General features: G+C 65.2%; 17 protein-coding genes. 7 read left to right on the top strand and 10 right to left on the bottom strand.

Annotated elements, in window-relative coordinates; genetic code table 11:
* Window positions 1–76: 76 nt before the first annotated feature.
* The gene (locus CEQ44_RS23020) at window positions 77–823 is read right to left on the bottom strand and encodes a 16S rRNA (uracil(1498)-N(3))-methyltransferase (protein ID WP_088183468.1); all 747 of its coding nucleotides are present in this window, start codon (window positions 821–823) and stop codon (window positions 77–79) included.
* 94 nt (window positions 824–917) lie between these two features.
* Between CEQ44_RS23020 and ubiA the strand changes: the two genes are divergently transcribed.
* Window positions 918–1,841, top strand: coding sequence for a 4-hydroxybenzoate octaprenyltransferase (gene ubiA, locus CEQ44_RS23015; protein ID WP_088183467.1), 924 nt, complete (start codon window positions 918–920; stop codon window positions 1,839–1,841).
* A complete protein-coding gene (locus tag CEQ44_RS23010) occupies window positions 1,838–3,292 on the top strand; it encodes a phospholipase D-like domain-containing protein (protein WP_088183466.1) in 1,455 nt (484 codons plus the stop codon). Before ubiA ends, CEQ44_RS23010 begins: the two co-directional genes overlap by 4 nt.
* Before the next feature lie 11 nt (window positions 3,293–3,303).
* Here the strand turns inward: CEQ44_RS23010 and metW are convergent, their stop codons facing one another.
* Together metW and CEQ44_RS23000 are read right to left on the bottom strand one after the other, a co-directional pair.
* Window positions 3,304–3,897 (bottom strand): methionine biosynthesis protein MetW, encoded by a 594-nt coding sequence (metW, locus tag CEQ44_RS23005; protein WP_088183465.1) that lies wholly within the window; start codon window positions 3,895–3,897, stop codon window positions 3,304–3,306.
* Window positions 3,894–5,030 (bottom strand): homoserine O-acetyltransferase, encoded by a 1,137-nt coding sequence (locus tag CEQ44_RS23000; RefSeq protein ID WP_088183464.1) that lies wholly within the window; start codon window positions 5,028–5,030, stop codon window positions 3,894–3,896. Before CEQ44_RS23000 ends, metW begins: the two co-directional genes overlap by 4 nt.
* Before the next feature lie 376 nt (window positions 5,031–5,406).
* Between CEQ44_RS23000 and CEQ44_RS22995 the strand changes: the two genes are divergently transcribed.
* From CEQ44_RS22995 to CEQ44_RS22980, 3 genes are all read left to right on the top strand, one after another.
* Complete coding sequence (locus CEQ44_RS22995) at window positions 5,407–5,697, top strand: GIY-YIG nuclease family protein (RefSeq protein ID WP_088183463.1); 291 nt, start codon at window positions 5,407–5,409, stop codon at window positions 5,695–5,697.
* A 789-nt stretch (window positions 5,698–6,486) separates the two neighbouring features.
* Complete coding sequence (locus CEQ44_RS22985; RefSeq protein ID WP_088183487.1) at window positions 6,487–7,596, top strand: histidinol-phosphate transaminase; 1,110 nt, start codon at window positions 6,487–6,489, stop codon at window positions 7,594–7,596.
* Between the two features lie 4 nt (window positions 7,597–7,600).
* Window positions 7,601–8,506: a prephenate/arogenate dehydrogenase family protein gene (locus tag CEQ44_RS22980; RefSeq protein WP_088183461.1), complete on the top strand. Its 906-nt coding sequence runs from the start codon at window positions 7,601–7,603 to the stop codon at window positions 8,504–8,506.
* Here CEQ44_RS22980 and CEQ44_RS22975 read toward each other — a convergent pair.
* Genes CEQ44_RS22975 through ftsE form a run of 4 tightly spaced genes read right to left on the bottom strand, consistent with a single transcriptional unit; the run spans window position 8,500 to window position 11,365 of the window.
* The gene (locus tag CEQ44_RS22975; RefSeq protein ID WP_088183460.1) at window positions 8,500–9,207 is read right to left on the bottom strand and encodes a 1-acyl-sn-glycerol-3-phosphate acyltransferase; all 708 of its coding nucleotides are present in this window, start codon (window positions 9,205–9,207) and stop codon (window positions 8,500–8,502) included. The genes CEQ44_RS22980 and CEQ44_RS22975 overlap by 7 nt on opposite strands.
* A gap of 9 nt (window positions 9,208–9,216) precedes the next feature.
* Complete coding sequence (locus CEQ44_RS22970) at window positions 9,217–9,750, bottom strand: YdcF family protein (protein WP_088183459.1); 534 nt, start codon at window positions 9,748–9,750, stop codon at window positions 9,217–9,219.
* Window positions 9,747–10,652: an ABC transporter permease gene (locus CEQ44_RS22965; RefSeq protein WP_088183458.1), complete on the bottom strand. Its 906-nt coding sequence runs from the start codon at window positions 10,650–10,652 to the stop codon at window positions 9,747–9,749. Before CEQ44_RS22965 ends, CEQ44_RS22970 begins: the two co-directional genes overlap by 4 nt.
* A complete protein-coding gene (gene ftsE, locus CEQ44_RS22960) occupies window positions 10,652–11,365 on the bottom strand; it encodes a cell division ATP-binding protein FtsE (protein WP_088183486.1) in 714 nt (237 codons plus the stop codon). Before ftsE ends, CEQ44_RS22965 begins: the two co-directional genes overlap by 1 nt.
* A 169-nt stretch (window positions 11,366–11,534) precedes the next feature.
* Between ftsE and CEQ44_RS22955 the strand changes: the two genes are divergently transcribed.
* Window positions 11,535–12,365 carry a zinc-ribbon domain-containing protein gene (locus CEQ44_RS22955; RefSeq protein WP_088183457.1) on the top strand — a complete coding sequence of 277 codons (831 nt, stop codon included), beginning with the start codon at window positions 11,535–11,537 and terminating at the stop codon, window positions 12,363–12,365.
* 34 nt (window positions 12,366–12,399) lie between these two features.
* Here the strand turns inward: CEQ44_RS22955 and CEQ44_RS22950 are convergent, their stop codons facing one another.
* The 3 genes from CEQ44_RS22950 to CEQ44_RS22940 are packed head-to-tail and all read right to left on the bottom strand — an operon-like array spanning window position 12,400 to window position 14,354.
* Window positions 12,400–13,305 carry a pirin family protein gene (locus CEQ44_RS22950; RefSeq protein ID WP_088183456.1) on the bottom strand — a complete coding sequence of 302 codons (906 nt, stop codon included), beginning with the start codon at window positions 13,303–13,305 and terminating at the stop codon, window positions 12,400–12,402.
* A complete protein-coding gene (locus CEQ44_RS22945; protein ID WP_088183455.1) occupies window positions 13,302–14,009 on the bottom strand; it encodes a glutathione S-transferase in 708 nt (235 codons plus the stop codon). Before CEQ44_RS22945 ends, CEQ44_RS22950 begins: the two co-directional genes overlap by 4 nt.
* 57 nt (window positions 14,010–14,066) lie before the next feature.
* Complete coding sequence (locus CEQ44_RS22940) at window positions 14,067–14,354, bottom strand: BolA family transcriptional regulator (RefSeq protein WP_088183454.1); 288 nt, start codon at window positions 14,352–14,354, stop codon at window positions 14,067–14,069.
* A 45-nt stretch (window positions 14,355–14,399) separates the two neighbouring features.
* On the opposite strand from CEQ44_RS22940, the gene CEQ44_RS22935 reads away from it, so the two are divergent.
* On the top strand, window positions 14,400–15,020 hold the full coding sequence (locus CEQ44_RS22935; protein WP_088183453.1) for a J domain-containing protein: 621 nt from the start codon (window positions 14,400–14,402) through the stop codon (window positions 15,018–15,020).
* Window positions 15,021–15,040: the final 20 nt, after the last annotated feature.

Raw genomic sequence — 15,040 nt, 5'->3', positions numbered from 1 at the left:
TGGCCCGTCAAACAAAGACGGGCGATCACCACATAGGGCCTGCCTATGATGGCGGCAATCCAATAGCGGAATGAAACTAATTCCAGTCGCCATTGATCGTCATCCAGGCCGCGGTGGCCGCGATCGCCGCGGTTTCCGCGCGCAGGATGCGCGGACCCAGCGACACCGGCACCGCGCCCGGCGTGGCGCGGATCGCATCGCGCTCGGCCGGGTCAAAGCCGCCTTCCGGCCCGACTAGAAAGGCGGCGGGACCGGGATGCGCGCGCAGCGTGGCGTCCAGCGGACTGCCGCCGGTTTCGTCGGCGAAAAACAGGTGGCGATCGGCCGGCCAGCTTTTGAGCAAGGCGTCGAGCTTCACCATGTCGGCAAGATCGGGCAGCGCGGTCCGGCCGCATTGTTCGGCCGCCTCGACCAGATGGCTGTGCAGCCGATCGAGGTTCAGCTTGTCCACCACCGCGCGGCGGGTGAGCACCGGCTGGAGCCGGGCGACGCCCAGCTCACACGCTTTTTCGGCGATCAGGTCGATCCGCCCCTTCTTGATCGGGGCACAGCAGAGCCAGAAATCGGGCACATGTTCGGGCGGCTTGGTCTGCGCCACGCAGTCCAGCACCAGATCGCGCTTACGGATATTGCGGGCGCGCGCCGCCCATTCGCCCGACCGGCCATCAAACAGCAGGACGATATCATCGGGCTTCACCCGCATCACGCTGATCAGATAATGGGCCGGATTGCCGTCGATCGGCACCACGACCCCCTCCCCCAACTGGGTTTCGACATAGAGTCGCGGCGCGCTTTGCGGCGGCCAGGCGGGCATTGCGGTCATTTTGTCTCTTCCGGTTCGGCCGCGCTTGTGGTCGGCCCGTTCTTCCCTAAAGAGAAGATGCGGGCTTCCACAAGCTCATCCGAACGGAGCCACGGTGAATCAGACGACGGTTAAACAGGCGATCGTCCCCGACAGCGAAGCGCGCGGCCTGCTGGCGCGCCTGCCGGAAACGCCGCGCATATTGGCGCAACTGGCGCGGTTCGACCGGCCAATCGGCTGGTGGCTGCTCTTCTGGCCGGGCGCCTGGGCCGTGGCGCTGGCGGGCGGCGGCCTGGCCCGCTGGCCGCTGATCGCCTGGCTGCTGCTGGGCAGCATCGCGATGCGCGGCGCGGGCTGCGTGTTCAACGACATTGTCGATCGCGACCTCGACCGTAAAGTGGCGCGCACCGCCGCCCGGCCGCTGGCGAGCGGGGCGATGTCGCTAAAGGTCGCCTGGGCCTGGCTGCTGGCGCTGTGCCTCATCGGCCTGATCGTGCTGTTGCAACTTGATCGTTATGCGCAAGTCGTGGCGCTCGGCAGCCTGGCGCTGGTGGCCGCCTATCCCTTCATGAAGCGGATCACCGGCTGGCCGCAGGTCTGGCTGGGGCTGGTCTTTTCCTGGGCGGTGCTGGTCGGGTGGAGCGAAGTCACAGGCGCCCTCACCCTGCCCGGCCTTCTGCTTTATGCGGGAACGATTTTCTGGGTGGTGGGCTATGACACCATCTACGCGCTGCAGGATCGGGAGGATGACGCGCTGATCGGCATCGGATCAAGCGCCTTGTCGATGGGTCGGCGTGTGCGGGGCGGCGTAACGCTCTGCTACGCGCTGGCGCTGATATTATGGGCCTGCGCGATCTGGCAGGTGCAGGGCCAACTGCTGGCGTTGGCCGCGCTGCTGCCGATGGCGGCGCATCTGTTATGGCAAGTGGCCACGCTCAAGCAAGATGGCGTCGATCCGCTCGCCAAATTCCGGTCCAATCGTTTTTCGGGGTTGCTGATGTTTCTAGGATGCCTGGTAGTCGGGAGCAGCGCTGTATGACGCCGCAACCGGGGGACGATTGCTGGCGCATCGCGCGGGCGGAGCGAGCGAGCGTCATCATCGACGCCGACAATTATTTCCGCAACGCACGCGCCGCGATGATGAAGGCCCAGCGCCGCATCATGCTGATCGGCTGGGATTTCGACGCGGCGATCAGCCTGATCCGCGAGGATGAGGTGGACGACGGCGCACCGGCCGTGATCGGCGATTTCATCAGCTGGCTGGTGGACCGCACGCCGACGCTTGAAATTTTCCTGCTGCGATGGGACGTCGGCGCGATGAAGTCGATGGTGCGGCCGACCAACCTGTTCACGACGCTGAAATGGATGGCGCATCCGCGCGTCACCGTGAAGCTGGACGGCCATCATCCGCCCGCCGCCTCGCACCATCAAAAGATCGTGGTGATCGACGATTGCTTCGCCTTTTGCGGCGGCATCGACATGACCGGCGACCGGTGGGACACGCGCCATCATCGCGACGAGGAACCGGGCCGACATCATCCCGACGGGTCGCCCTATGGTCCCTGGCATGATGCGACCACGGCGCTCAGCGGCCCGATCGCCGCGGCGCTGGGCGACCATGCGCGCAATCGCTGGACGGGTGCAGGGGGCGATCCGCTGGAGCCGATCGAGGGCGCGCAGGATTGCTGGCCCGACAAGCTGCCCGTGCAGTTCGAAGGCGTCGATATCGCCATCGCCCGCAGCGCGCCGAAGATGGACGACCAGGACGAACTGATCGAGATCGAACGGCTCTACCTGAACCAGATCGCCGCGGCGAAACGGCATATCTATGCCGAAAGCCAGTATTTCGCGTCGCGCCGGATCGCCGAGGCGATCGTCAAACGGCTGGCCGAGGCGGACGGGCCGGACATCGTCATCGTCAATCCAGAGCAGGCCGACGGCTGGCTGGAACAGCAGGCGATGGATACGGCGCGCGCGCGGCTGTACGAAGCGCTCAAGGGTCGCGACCCGCATGGCCGGTTCCGTATCTATCACCCCTTCACCCAGCGCGGCGCGCCCATCTATGTCCATGCCAAGGTGCTGATCGTTGATGATCGGCTGATCCGCGTGGGATCGTCCAACATGAACAACCGGTCGATGCGGCTGGACACCGAATGCGACATCTGTATCGACACGCAACTGCCCGGCAATGACGGCCGGCAGGCGACGATCCTGGCGATCCGTGACGACCTGATCGCCGAGCATCTCGACCTGCCGGCGCAGCGCGTATCGGCGGTGATCGCCGAACGCGGGCTGGTCGCGGGGATCGAGGAATTGCGCCAGAAGCCGGGCCGGACGCTGCGCCCCTATGTGACCCCGGACCTGAACGATGTGCAGGCGTGGTTGGCCGACCATGAGGTGCTGGACCCGGAAGGCCCGGAGGAGATGTTCGAAGCGGTCAGCGAACGCGGCCTGTTCCGTCGGATGAAGGGCTGGTTCGGCCGCAACTGACGTCCGGCGGGCTATTTCCGCAGCAGGAACACCGCATGTTCGGCGAACAGGTTTGCGTTCGCGTGGGTGGTTTCCCGGTCGCCCTTCAGGAACCATTGGCCATCGATGGTCCAGCCCCGTTCCTTCACCAGCGCGCGAAAATCGTCGACCGTCACATGATGGATGTTGAGCGTATCGTACCAGGTGTCGGGCAACAGCCGCGTCACCGGCATCCGCCCGCCCCACAGCAGCGAAATCCGGCCGCGCCAATGGGCGAAATTGGGGAAGGACACGAAGGCTTGGGCGGCGATGCGCAGCAACGCCTCCACCACCAGGTCGGGCCGCCGCGTCGTCTGCAACGTCTGGCTCAAGATCGCATAGTCGAAACTGGCGTCGGGATAATAGCCAAGGTCGGTGTCCGCATCCCCCTGCACCACCGATAGCCCACGCCCCACGGCGGCCGCGACGTTCGACCCGTCAATCTCCAGCCCGCGCGCATCCACCTGGCTGTTGTCCCGCAATGCCGCCATCAGCGCGCCATCGCCGCAGCCCACATCCAGCACCCGCGCGCCCTGCCGCACCGTCCGCGCGATCAGCGCCAGGTCCGGCCGCAACGTCTCGCTCATGCCCGGCCGCCCTTCAGGAAGCCGTCCACCACCCGGTTGAGTTCGGGACATTCCAGCAGGAAGGCGTCATGGCCGAACGGGCTGGACAGTTCCACGAAGCTCGCCTGCGCGCCCGATGCGTTGAGCGCATGGACGATGATCCGCGATTCGGTGGTGGGATAAAGCCAGTCGGTATCGAAGCTGACGAGGCAGAAGCGCGCCTTGGTGGCGGTGAACGCCTTGGCCAGCGATCCGCCATGATCGTCGGCAATGTCGTAATAGTCCATGGCGCGGGTGATGTAGAGATAGGAGTTGGCGTCGAACCGCTCGACAAAGCTCAGCCCCTGATGGCGCAAATAGCTTTCCACCTGGAAATCGGCGTCGAAGCCGAAAGTCTTGGCGTCACGTCCCTGCAACCGCCGCCCGAATTTCTCGGTCAGGCCCGCTTCGGACAGATAGGTGATGTGCGCCGCCATGCGCGCCACCGCGAGGCCAGCGCTCGGTACCTGCCCGTCGGCATAGTAATCGCCGCCACGCCACTGCGGATCGGCCATGATCGCCTGCCGCCCGACTTCGTGGAACGCGATATTCTGCGCACTGTGCCGCGCGGTCGAGGCGATGACGATGCAGCTTTCGACCCGGTCGGGGAAGAGCGTGGGCCAGGTCAGCGCCTGCATCCCCCCCATCGACCCGCCGATCACCGCGCTCAGCCGCTCCACCCCCAGATGGTCGAGCAAGGCGGCCTGCGCCCGCACCATGTCGGCGATGGTCAGCACCGGAAAGCGCATGGCATAGGCGTCGCCAGTGGCGGGATCAATGCTGGCCGGGCCGGATGAGCCCATGCAACTGCCGATGACATTGGCGCACACGATGAAATGGCGCGCCGGATCGACCGGCTTGCCCGCCCCCACCAATCGCCACCACCAGCCCGGCTTGCCGGTGACCGGATGGTCGGACGCCACATATTGGTCGCCGGTCAGCGCATGGCAGATCAGGATGACGTTGGACTTGTCCGCATTCATCGCGCCATAGGTTTCATAGGCGATATCGACCGGCCCCAGCCGCGCGCCGCTGGACAGGTTCAGGGGGGTGGTCAGGCGGGCCTGACGACGCAGGCCGAACCGGCTGTCTTCGCTGATGGGAACGCTGGCCATGACACAAGCGGCGCTAGGACCGCGACCGGGCGCTGTCAATCGGAGCCGTGGATCGGCGTCCTCAAACCGGCGCGGCGGGGATGGGGGAGAAGCGGATCACCCACGCTCGCGCCAGCCCCTTTGTCCTTCGAAGCGCCGCCGAAGGCCAGGTTTCCACTTCTTCTCCGCGCTCTCTGCGGCTTCGCGCGATTAAATTTCTCGCGCAGAGGCGCAGAGAAGGCGGAGGAATAAGAAATGTCGGCTCATCTTTGGATGGCGAAAAGGGGTGGTTAGGGGACAGTCCGGTTACGGGCGCAGATGCCGTAGAGCGGACATAAAATCCACCGTCACCCCAGCGCAGGCTGGGGTCTCAGGTGGTGGTGCGCTACGGTAAGACATGGCGCGAGGCGGCTACACCTATATCATGACCAACAAACCCAGGGGCGTTCTCTATATCGGCGTCACAGCGGACATCGCAGCGCGCGCCGAACAACATCGCAACGGCACTGGCTCTGCTTTTTGCAAGAAGTTCGGGCTGAACCGCCTTGTTCTGGTGGAGCCACATGATGACATCACGCTCGCCATTGCCCGCGAGAAGGCACTCAAAGCCTGGAAGCGCGAATGGAAAATCCGGCTTGTGGAAGAGAGCAATCCCAATTGGCGCGATATGTCAGGCGCCATCCTTTGACCGCCTGAGACCCCAGCCTTCGCTGGGGTGACGAAAAAAGAAATCACTGCTTCCAAGCATTGGCACAGCCTATTCTGAAGGCCACAAATGGTCGTTGGCCGACCTTAAGCTCGGCGTGGAAGCACCATGCTCAATATTCCGCTGCTCGCGATCACAAAGCACATTCCGAGAAATAGAATTTGCGTGAGAGGACGAGTTCCAAATTCATCATCCCTCCCGCCGTGAATGTCGAAATAATATCCTGCGGCAACAGCGAGGGTCGGTAGCACCGACGCTGCCGTCCAAATCACCATTCGCTGTCTCAAGACGAGCCAGAAAACAACCATGCCCCATATTGCGAAGATGATCATACCTAAGCCCATCAACGCGAATTTAACAGGACCGGGCGTGATGCGGAAGGGCTGCGCTAATTATGCCGAACGAAGGACCGACTTCGGTCGACTCCAGGCCAGCCGCTTATAGCCCCATTACACTCATCCAACAGGCTTCCAATGTAGGATAATCTCTGATCTATCCTGATAGATGGAGCCGTCTGTCCGCCCCGACGCACACCCTGCCGCCGCGCCCTTACTCCTAAGGCGCACCACTGTCGCATCACAGGCGCGCAACAGGCGCGCCGGTGTGACCCATCTGTTACCTGGGCGAGGCTCATGCGAGGCTTCGCAGAGGCTTCGCGATAGCTTTTCGCCCGAAAAGCCCGGCGACGGTGTGAACTTCGGTCATCGCGCCGAAACCGCGATATCGCCTGCCACTTTGCCTTTGGCGCGGAAGGCGCTAAAGCCGCGCTCCATGACACAGACCGCTACAAAACCTGCGCCCAAGGACTGGATTCTCGGCATCTCCGCTTATGTGCCGGGCAAGTCCGCCACCGATGACGGCCGCCCGCTCATCAAGCTGTCGGCCAATGAAAATCCGCTGGGCACTGGCGCCGCCGCGCGGGCGGCGCTCGTCGCCGCCACCGCGGACCTCGCCACCTATCCCGATCCGGGCGCGACAAAGCTGCGCGAGGCGATCGGCGCGGTCCACGGCCTCGATCCCGACCGGATCATCTACGGCACCGGATCGGACGAACTGCTGCACATCGCCGCGTCCGCCTATGCCGGGCCGGGCGATGAAATCCTCTATGTCCGCTATGGCTTTGCCGTGTACGATATCGCTGCGCGGCGCGTCGGCGCGACCCCGGTGATCGCCCCGGACAGGGACTATGCGACCGACGTCGATGCGCTGCTCGCTGCCGTGACGGACAAGACCAAGGTCGTCTTCCTCGCCAATCCCAATAATCCGACCGGCACGATGACCAGCCGCGCAGAGATCGCCCGTCTCCATGCCGGGCTGCGCCCCGACATCCTGTTCGTGCTCGACCAGGCCTATGCCGAATATCTGGACGCGGATGAGGATGATGGCGGGCTGGAACTGGCGAAAAACGCATCCAACGTCTTCGTCACCCGCACCTTCTCCAAGATTCACGGCTTGGCGGCCGAACGGATCGGCTGGGGCTATGCCAGCGCGGAGGTGATCGACATCCTCCACCGTATCCGAGCACCGTTCAACGTGACGACCGCCGGCCAGGCTGCCGCCGTCGCAGCGATCGGCGATCACGAATGGGTGGCGTTCAGCCGGACGCACACGGCCCGGTGGCGCGAATGGCTGGCGGGCGAGGTCGCGTCCCTGTCCAACCACGGCCTGCGCGTCGTGCCCAGCAAGACCAATTTCCTGCTGATCCTGTTCGATGGCAAGCTGACGGCGGAAGCGGCGATGAAGGGGCTGTGGGACGAAGGCTATGCTACCCGCTGGCTGCCTGGACAGGGCCTGCCCAACGGTCTGCGCATCACCATCGGCACAAAGGCGCAGACCCGCGCGGTCGCGACCAAGCTGCGCGCCATGGCCGAATCGGCCTGACGCGATGCTGCCATTCGCCCGCGTCACTATCATCGGCCTGGGGCTGATCGGCGCCTCGCTCGCCCGCGCGATCCGGGCGGACATGCCGACGGTGCGCGTCACCGGCCATGACGCCGACCCGGCGGTGCGCGAAACCGCCCGGCGGATCGACCTGTGCGACGATGTGACGGATACGGCGGGCGCTTCGGTGACGGACGCCGATCTGGTCATATTGTGCGTGCCAGTCCGCGCGATGGGCGCGGCGGCGGCGGAGATCGCCGACGATATGCCCGTCGATGCGATCGTCAGCGACGTGGGTTCCTGCAAGGCGGATGTGCTGGCGCAACTGAACGCCGCCCTGCCGGGGCGGACCATCATCCCGGCGCATCCGGTCGCGGGCACGGAAAATAGCGGGCCTGAAGCAGGCTTCGCCACCCTGTTCAAGGGCCGCTGGTGCATCGTCACCCCGCCCGCCGATGCCGATCCCGCCGCGGTGGAGCGCGTGTCGGAGCTATGGCGGCGGGTCGGCGCGGACGTCGAGACGATGGACCCGGCGCATCATGATCTGGTGCTGGCGGTGACCAGCCATCTGCCCCATCTGATCGCCTACACCATCGTCGGCACCGCCAGCGACCTGGAGAATGTCACCCAGTCCGAAGTCATCAAATATTCGGCCGGCGGGTTCCGCGACTTCACCCGGATCGCGGCATCCGACCCGACCATGTGGCGCGACGTGTTCCTGGCGAACAAGGATGCGGTGCTGGAAATGCTCCAGCGCTTTTCGGAGGATCTGTCAGCCTTGCAGCGGGCGATCCGCTGGAATGACGGCGACGCCCTGTTCGACCTTTTCACCCGCACCCGCGCGATCCGCCGGTCGATCATCGAACAGGGCCAGGACGACGCCAAGCCCGACTTCGGCCGTTCTCACTGATCCAGGGCCGATGGCGGGTTCAGGGCGTTGATCGCGGCATGGACCTGCCGCTCGGCCTCCCGGCGGTCGAGGCCAACGGGCACGATCTGGCCGACCTTATAGGTGATGACGCCCGACCGCTTGAGGAATTTGCCGCGCGGCGACACCCGTCCGCTGTCAATGGCGATCGGCACGACCGGCAGGCCAAGCAGGCTGTAAAGCCCTGCAAAGCCGGCTCGCAACGGGGGCGCCTCGCCATGGGGGACGCGGGTGCCTTCGGGGAAGAGGCAGATCGGCCGCCCCTGCGCAATGCGATCCTTCGCCGCCGCCCGCAACGTGCGCAAGGCGCTCGCCCCGGCGGTGCGTTCTATGGGGATCAGTCCATAGACCTGCGCGACTCGGCCCCAGATGGGAATATCGAACAATTCCCGCTTGGCCCCGACCGCCGGACTTTTGAACAGGCATAATATGTCGATCGTCTCGAACATCGATTCATGTTTGATGATATAGAGATAGGGACCAATCGGCAGTTCACCGTCCACCCGCACCCGCTGCCCCAGCAGCCAATGGGCGCACCAGCGATGATAGCGGCTCCACACAGTTGCGATCGGCAGCACCGAAGATAGCATGAACCAGCTCGCGAGCAGCGCGGACAGCACGATGAACAGGCTGCCGACATAGAAGACGAGCGTGAAAAGGAGAGAGCGCAGCGCGGTCAGCATGGATATCCTTCAGATGCCGATCAGCGCGGCGATGCGACGAAGCAGATATTTATTATATTCCCGCGCCAATATGGTGAGGCTGGGGCGGCTGGGCACCGCGTCATAGACTATCGAAACCTTGCCGTCCGGCAGCGCCTGACGCAGTTCCAGCGCGGCGCGGCGCATATGCCAGTCGGTGGTAATGAGGCGCACGGTCTTGTAATCGCGCCGTTCCAGCCAGCGCGCGGTTTCCAGACCGTTGGAGCGTGTGTCGATCGCCTCCCGACCCAGCGTGATGCAGCAGCTCAGCAGCGCTTCGGGCGTCTTATATTCTGCCGCCAGTTCGACTGGACGCACCGATCGGTCGACGCCGGAGATCAGCATTCGCTTGGCCGCGCCGCTTTGCAGCAGCGCGATGCCGCGATCGATGCGGCCCGCGCCGCCGGTCAGCACGACGATCGCGTCGGTCCGGCGACCGTCGAGCGGCTGGGGCAGGAAGATGGCGAACCACACGAAGCCCAGCATCCAGGTCAGCAGCGTGATCGCCAGAAAACGGACGATCACAGCGCCCGACCCAGCGCGCGCAATACAGTCCAGCGCGCCGTCAGGGTCGCCAGCGCGACGCCGAAGATCGGCAGCGCCACCAGCAGCAGCCAGCCGCGCGCATCAAGGTTGACCGCGCCAACGACGTCCGATCCGGTCGCCGACAGCCGCAGGCCAATCAATAGGATGACCAGAGCCGCAAAGGAAAATCCCAGCGCCCCGCCCATCAGCGCATCGATGCCGATGCGGCGCTGGAACAGGCGGGCGATCTGCACATCGGTAGATCCCATAAGGTGCAGCACGTCGATAGTGCCGCGATGGCTGTCATGCGCGCCGCGCGCCGCCAACACCACGACCGCGCCGGTCGCCAGGATCATCAGCAGCACGACCCCGGCGGCCAGCCAGCCGAGCGCCGTCAGCAGCCCGGCGAGCGGCAGGAGGAAAGCGGCATGGGGTTCGATCCGCAATTTGGGCGACAGGCCGCCGAGCAGCATACGCAGGTGATCGACCTTGGCGTCGGCCTCGCCGGGCGTCAGCATGACATCGATCAGCGCCGGGACCGGCAGGTCGCCACTGGTGGCCGCATCGCCGAGCCAGGGGCGTAACTGATCGGCGAGCTTCGCCGGATCAACCGGATCGGCGGCGAGAACGCCATCGGCCCGGCGCAACGCCTGCAAGGTGCGCGCGGCGAGTTGGCCGCGCGCCTGGCCGTCAGCCTCCACCACCTGCACGCTGGCGCGGCCGGCCAGATCAGCGCTCATCGACCGGACGGCGGCGCCCAGGCCAAGGGCGGCGGCAGCCGCGAGCACGGTCAGGAACATCATGATCGCGATGATCCAGGGCATCGGCCCCGCCAGACGTCCGCCGGGTAGCAGGCGGTGGCGCGCGGCCGCGGCGGCCCTGCGATCGACGCGGGTCGCCATTATGGCTTGTCCTGCGGCGGACGGGGTGGATAGCGCAGCGATCCGGTCGGGTCTGCGAGCCGCCCCTTGTCCAGCCGCATCATCTGCGCGCCCGACACCTGCGCGATTAACGGCAGGTCGTGGGTGGCGACGACGATGGTGGTGCCCAGGTGATTAAGCGCCTCGAAGAGGGTCATCAGGCGACGGGCCATGTCGGCGTCGACGTTGCCGGTCGGTTCGTCTGCAACCAATATTTCCGGGCGTCCGATGACCGCGCGGGCAATGGCGACGCGCTGCTGCTCCCCGCCCGACAGCGTAGCGGGACGCGCCTGGCCGCGATCGCCCAACCCTACCCAGCTGAGCATTTCGACCACCGGCGCGTCGATCTCCCCCTCTTCCATCCCCGACACCCGCAGCGGCAGGGCGATATTGTCATAGGCGGACAGATGGGGGACGAGCCGGAAATCCTGGAACACCACGCCGATGCGGCGGCGAAAGCCGGGCAGGCGCTTGCGGGGCAATGTGACCACATCCTCCCCAAACAGGCGGATGACGCCGCGGCTGGGCCGCTGGGCAAGGTAGAGAAGTTTGAGCAGGGAGGTCTTGCCCGCGCCCGATGCGCCGGTCAAAAAATAGAAGCCGCCGCCCGCGAGCGAGAAGCTGACGTCGGAGAGCGTCTCGCTGTCCAGACCATAGCGCAGGCCGACATTTTCGAACTGGACGATGGCCGACATGTCTTGAAAATTCGCGCCGTCGCGCTCCCTGCGGTTCGAAGCATCAGCCATGGCACAGCGGGCGGCCCGCCGTAAAGCCCACGCCGCATATCGCCGCGAGTCGCGGTCGATTTGCACCGGCTGTCGTTGACCGCTTGCGTGCGAGTCCCTGCCATGCCTATGAAGCATCATGATCCTGGTGTGCCCCAATTGCGCGACGCGCTATGTCGTGCCCGACAGTGCGGTTGGCACCAGCGGCCGCCAGGTCCGGTGCGCCGCCTGCAAACATAGCTGGTTTCAGGAAGCGCCGATCCTGCCGGAGCGCGAAACGGCGCCAGCCCCGGTCGCCGCACCCGTGCCGGTTCCGTCCCCTCCGCCAGCACCCGTCGTTGCGTCGCCGCCTCCCCCGCCGCCAACTGCCCCAATCGTCGATCCTGACATGGCCGCGGTTGCGCCCGCTGCTTTGGAGGAAGCGTCTGCTGCCGAAGCGCCGCCGATCGCGGCCCCGGCGGATAACCGGTTCGATGACATCTATGCCGGCGCGCCGGCCGAAGCGGTCGAGGACAACTGCTTTGCGCCCGCGCCGCCGTTCAAGCCACGGCGCAATCCGCTCAAGCTGTGGACCTATGCCGCCATCGGCTTCTGCCTGATCGTCGCGGCGGCGGGCGGCGCGTTCTTCTATTTCGGACCCCCGGCCTGGATGGTGTCGATGGGGCTGGTCGGCGAAGAGGGCGACCCGGACCTGCTCTTCTACCTGTCCAAGCCCGCCGAGCGGCGCAAGCTGCCGACCGGAGAGGAATATTTCGCCTTCGGCGCGCGGATCGTGAATAGCGGCGCGCAGGCGCTGCCGGTGCCGCCGGTGCTGGTGCAGTTGCGGGACCGGCAGAACCGGTTGGTGTTCAGCTGGACCACCAAGGCGGACAAGAGCCGACTGAAGCCCGGCGAAGAGGCGTCGATCAACGAAAGCCGGATCGACATTCCCAAAAATGCCGAGAATCTGTCGCTGACCTTCGTGCAGTAGGACAGGCGGCGAGCGTCGCCCGCCGCCCCTTCATTCAAGGATAGCTAACCGTCTTCGGGCGGCCCTGCGGGATGGGGATGAACTCCTGATCATCGCCGAGGATAAGCGGGAAGCGCATCGCTTCCCAATCCTCGCGCGCCTGCATCAGCCGGTCAGGCCGCGAGGACACGAAATTCCACCAGACATGGCGGGGCGAGGTGAAGGCTTCGCCGCCGCACAGCACCACCCGACCACCATCGACGCTCATCAGGGTAGCGGAGGTGCCTGGCCGCAGGACGTAAAGCGTCTGGGGTATGAGCATCAGACCGTCGAGCATGGCGTCGCCGCCAGAGACATAAAGGGCGCGCTCGTCGGCGGACGGGTCGATGGCGATGCGGCCGCCCGGCGACAGCTGGATATCGGCGTAGATAGTCTGGGCGTAGGTGGTGACCGGCGAGGTTTCGCCCCAGAGCGATCCCATGATGACGCGCGCGCGGACATTGCCGTCGTCGATGACGGGCATCCCGCCTTCGCCCACATGCTCGAACGCCGGGTCCATCTCCTCGACCCGGTCGGGCAAGGCGAGCCAGGTCTGGATCGCGGACAGTTTCGATTCCTTGACGCGGTCCGCATCGGGCGAACGTTCCGAATGAACGATGCCCTTCCCCGCCGTCATCAGGTTGACCGCGCCCGCCTCGATCAACTGTTCAGTGCCGAGCGAGTCGCGGTGGAGGAAGGCGCCTTCATACATGTAGGTGACGGTCGCGAGGTTGATGTGCGGATGCGGGCGGACATCCACGCCATGGCCCGCGCCGATCTTCGCCGGTCCCGCCTGGTCGAAGAAGATGAAGGGGCCGACCATGGTGCGGCCTTTGACCGGAAGGGAGCGATGCACCCGGAAGTCGCCCAGATTGTGGCTGGTGGGGGTGATCGTCTGGAGGATGAGGTCGTCTGCGGTCATGGGGCGTCCAGTTCGGGATAATGGCGGAACACATCCTCCTGACTGAAGGGGAGCCGCCGGTCACTGGATAGATAGTCCTGCAATTCGGGCAAGGCCACAACCCTGTCGTGCAAGGCGTCCAGTTGGGGATAAGCAGGCATCAACGTCGCCATGCGCAGGGGAAAGGCGTAGCGCAGGCCGGCGACCAGATGGAACAGCGACAGGTCGGCATAGCTCCAGCGCCCGCCCGCCAGCCAGTCGCCGGCTTGGGATTTGAGGGCATATTCGAAATAGTCGAGAAATTTGGGAATGCGCTGGCCGCGGAAGCCATGTGCGCAGCGCAGCGATTCGGGCTTCTGGTCCTCATAATAGAGATCGACGCCGATCGGATGATGGACGTCATGCGCCTCCGCCACCAGGTCCATGATGGTGAGTTGGAGTTGCGCGAGCCAATAACGGTTCTTCATGCCGGACGGACCGCAATCATGCCGTTCGGAAAGGTAGAACAGAATGTTCGCTGTCTGGGCGACGGTGATGCCATCCATGCCCAGATAGGGCGGCGCGAAGGCCGGGCCGCGCGCATGATCCGCTATGTCGGCCATCAGCGCGTCCGCGCCGTCCTCCCGCGCGCGGTCGCGATAGGCAATGCCGCACGCCTCCAGCGTCAGCCGGACAAATTCGCCGCGCCCAGCGACGGTAGGCCAATACCAGAAATCATAGGCCATGGATTGATACTCCTTGCTGCGCGACGCAAGGGGAACGTCCGGCCGAAGCCTAAAGTCTCACCCTTCGCCTGGCGCACGCGCTTTGATGGCGAGGGCATGGACCTTTTCCGCCAGCAGGTCAGCGAGCGCGGCGTTCACCAGCCGCTGGCGGGCGACGCGGGTCTGGCCGGTGAAGAGGGGCGAGACGACCTCCACCGTGAAATGGCTTTCGCCCGATCCGTCGTGACCGGCATGGCCGCGATGTGTTTCGCTGTCGTCGATGACGGCGAGATGGTCGGGTGACAGGGCGGCGCGCAGCCGTGCTTCGATTTCTGAGGCAACGGGGCCTTTGAGGTCTGTGGTCATGTCCCCTATATAGGCTGCTTTGCCGCCACTTGCATCAGGACTTGCTTGTCTACCGATCCTTTCTCGACCCGTCGTTTCAACCGCTTCCATGGCCGGGTGGAAGGCGACCGCCCCTGCGCCGCGCCCGGATGCCCGGAACCGGGCGAGTTCCGCGCGCCACCCGCCGAAGGCAGCGCCCGGCCGGGCGACGAAGGGCCGCGTTGGCGCTGGTTCTGCCTGGAGCATGTCAAGGCGTTCAACCAGGGCTATAATTTCTTCACCGGCATGACCCCGGACGAGATCGCCGCGGCGCAGCGCCCCTATGCCGGGTGGGAACGGGAGACGCGCGCTTTTTCCGCCAATGCGCATAGCCCCTCGCCCAAATGGGCGGATTTCGTCGATCCGCTCGATGCGATCGGGGCGAAATTCAGGGAGCGGATGGCAAAGGCGCGGGCCGACGCGCAAGTGCGGCAGGACGGCAAATTCCTGTCCGGCGAAGATCGCAAGGCGCTGTCGGTGATGGGGCTGGAGATCGATGCCGACCGCAAGGCGCTGCGCACCCGCTATACCGCGTTGCTGCGCCGCTATCATCCCGACCATAATGGCGGCGATCGCAGCCATGAAGGCGCGCTGCAGGCCGTGATCGAAGCCTATGCGCATTTGAAGAAGGCAGCGGTGTTCGCCTGAGCCCGGCTTAACTTCGCACT

It is taken from the genome of Sphingobium sp. Z007, assembly GCF_900013425.1.
In the GTDB taxonomy this organism is placed as follows: Bacteria; Pseudomonadota; Alphaproteobacteria; order Sphingomonadales; family Sphingomonadaceae; genus Sphingobium.
This window is presented reverse-complemented; position numbering and strand designations above follow the sequence as displayed.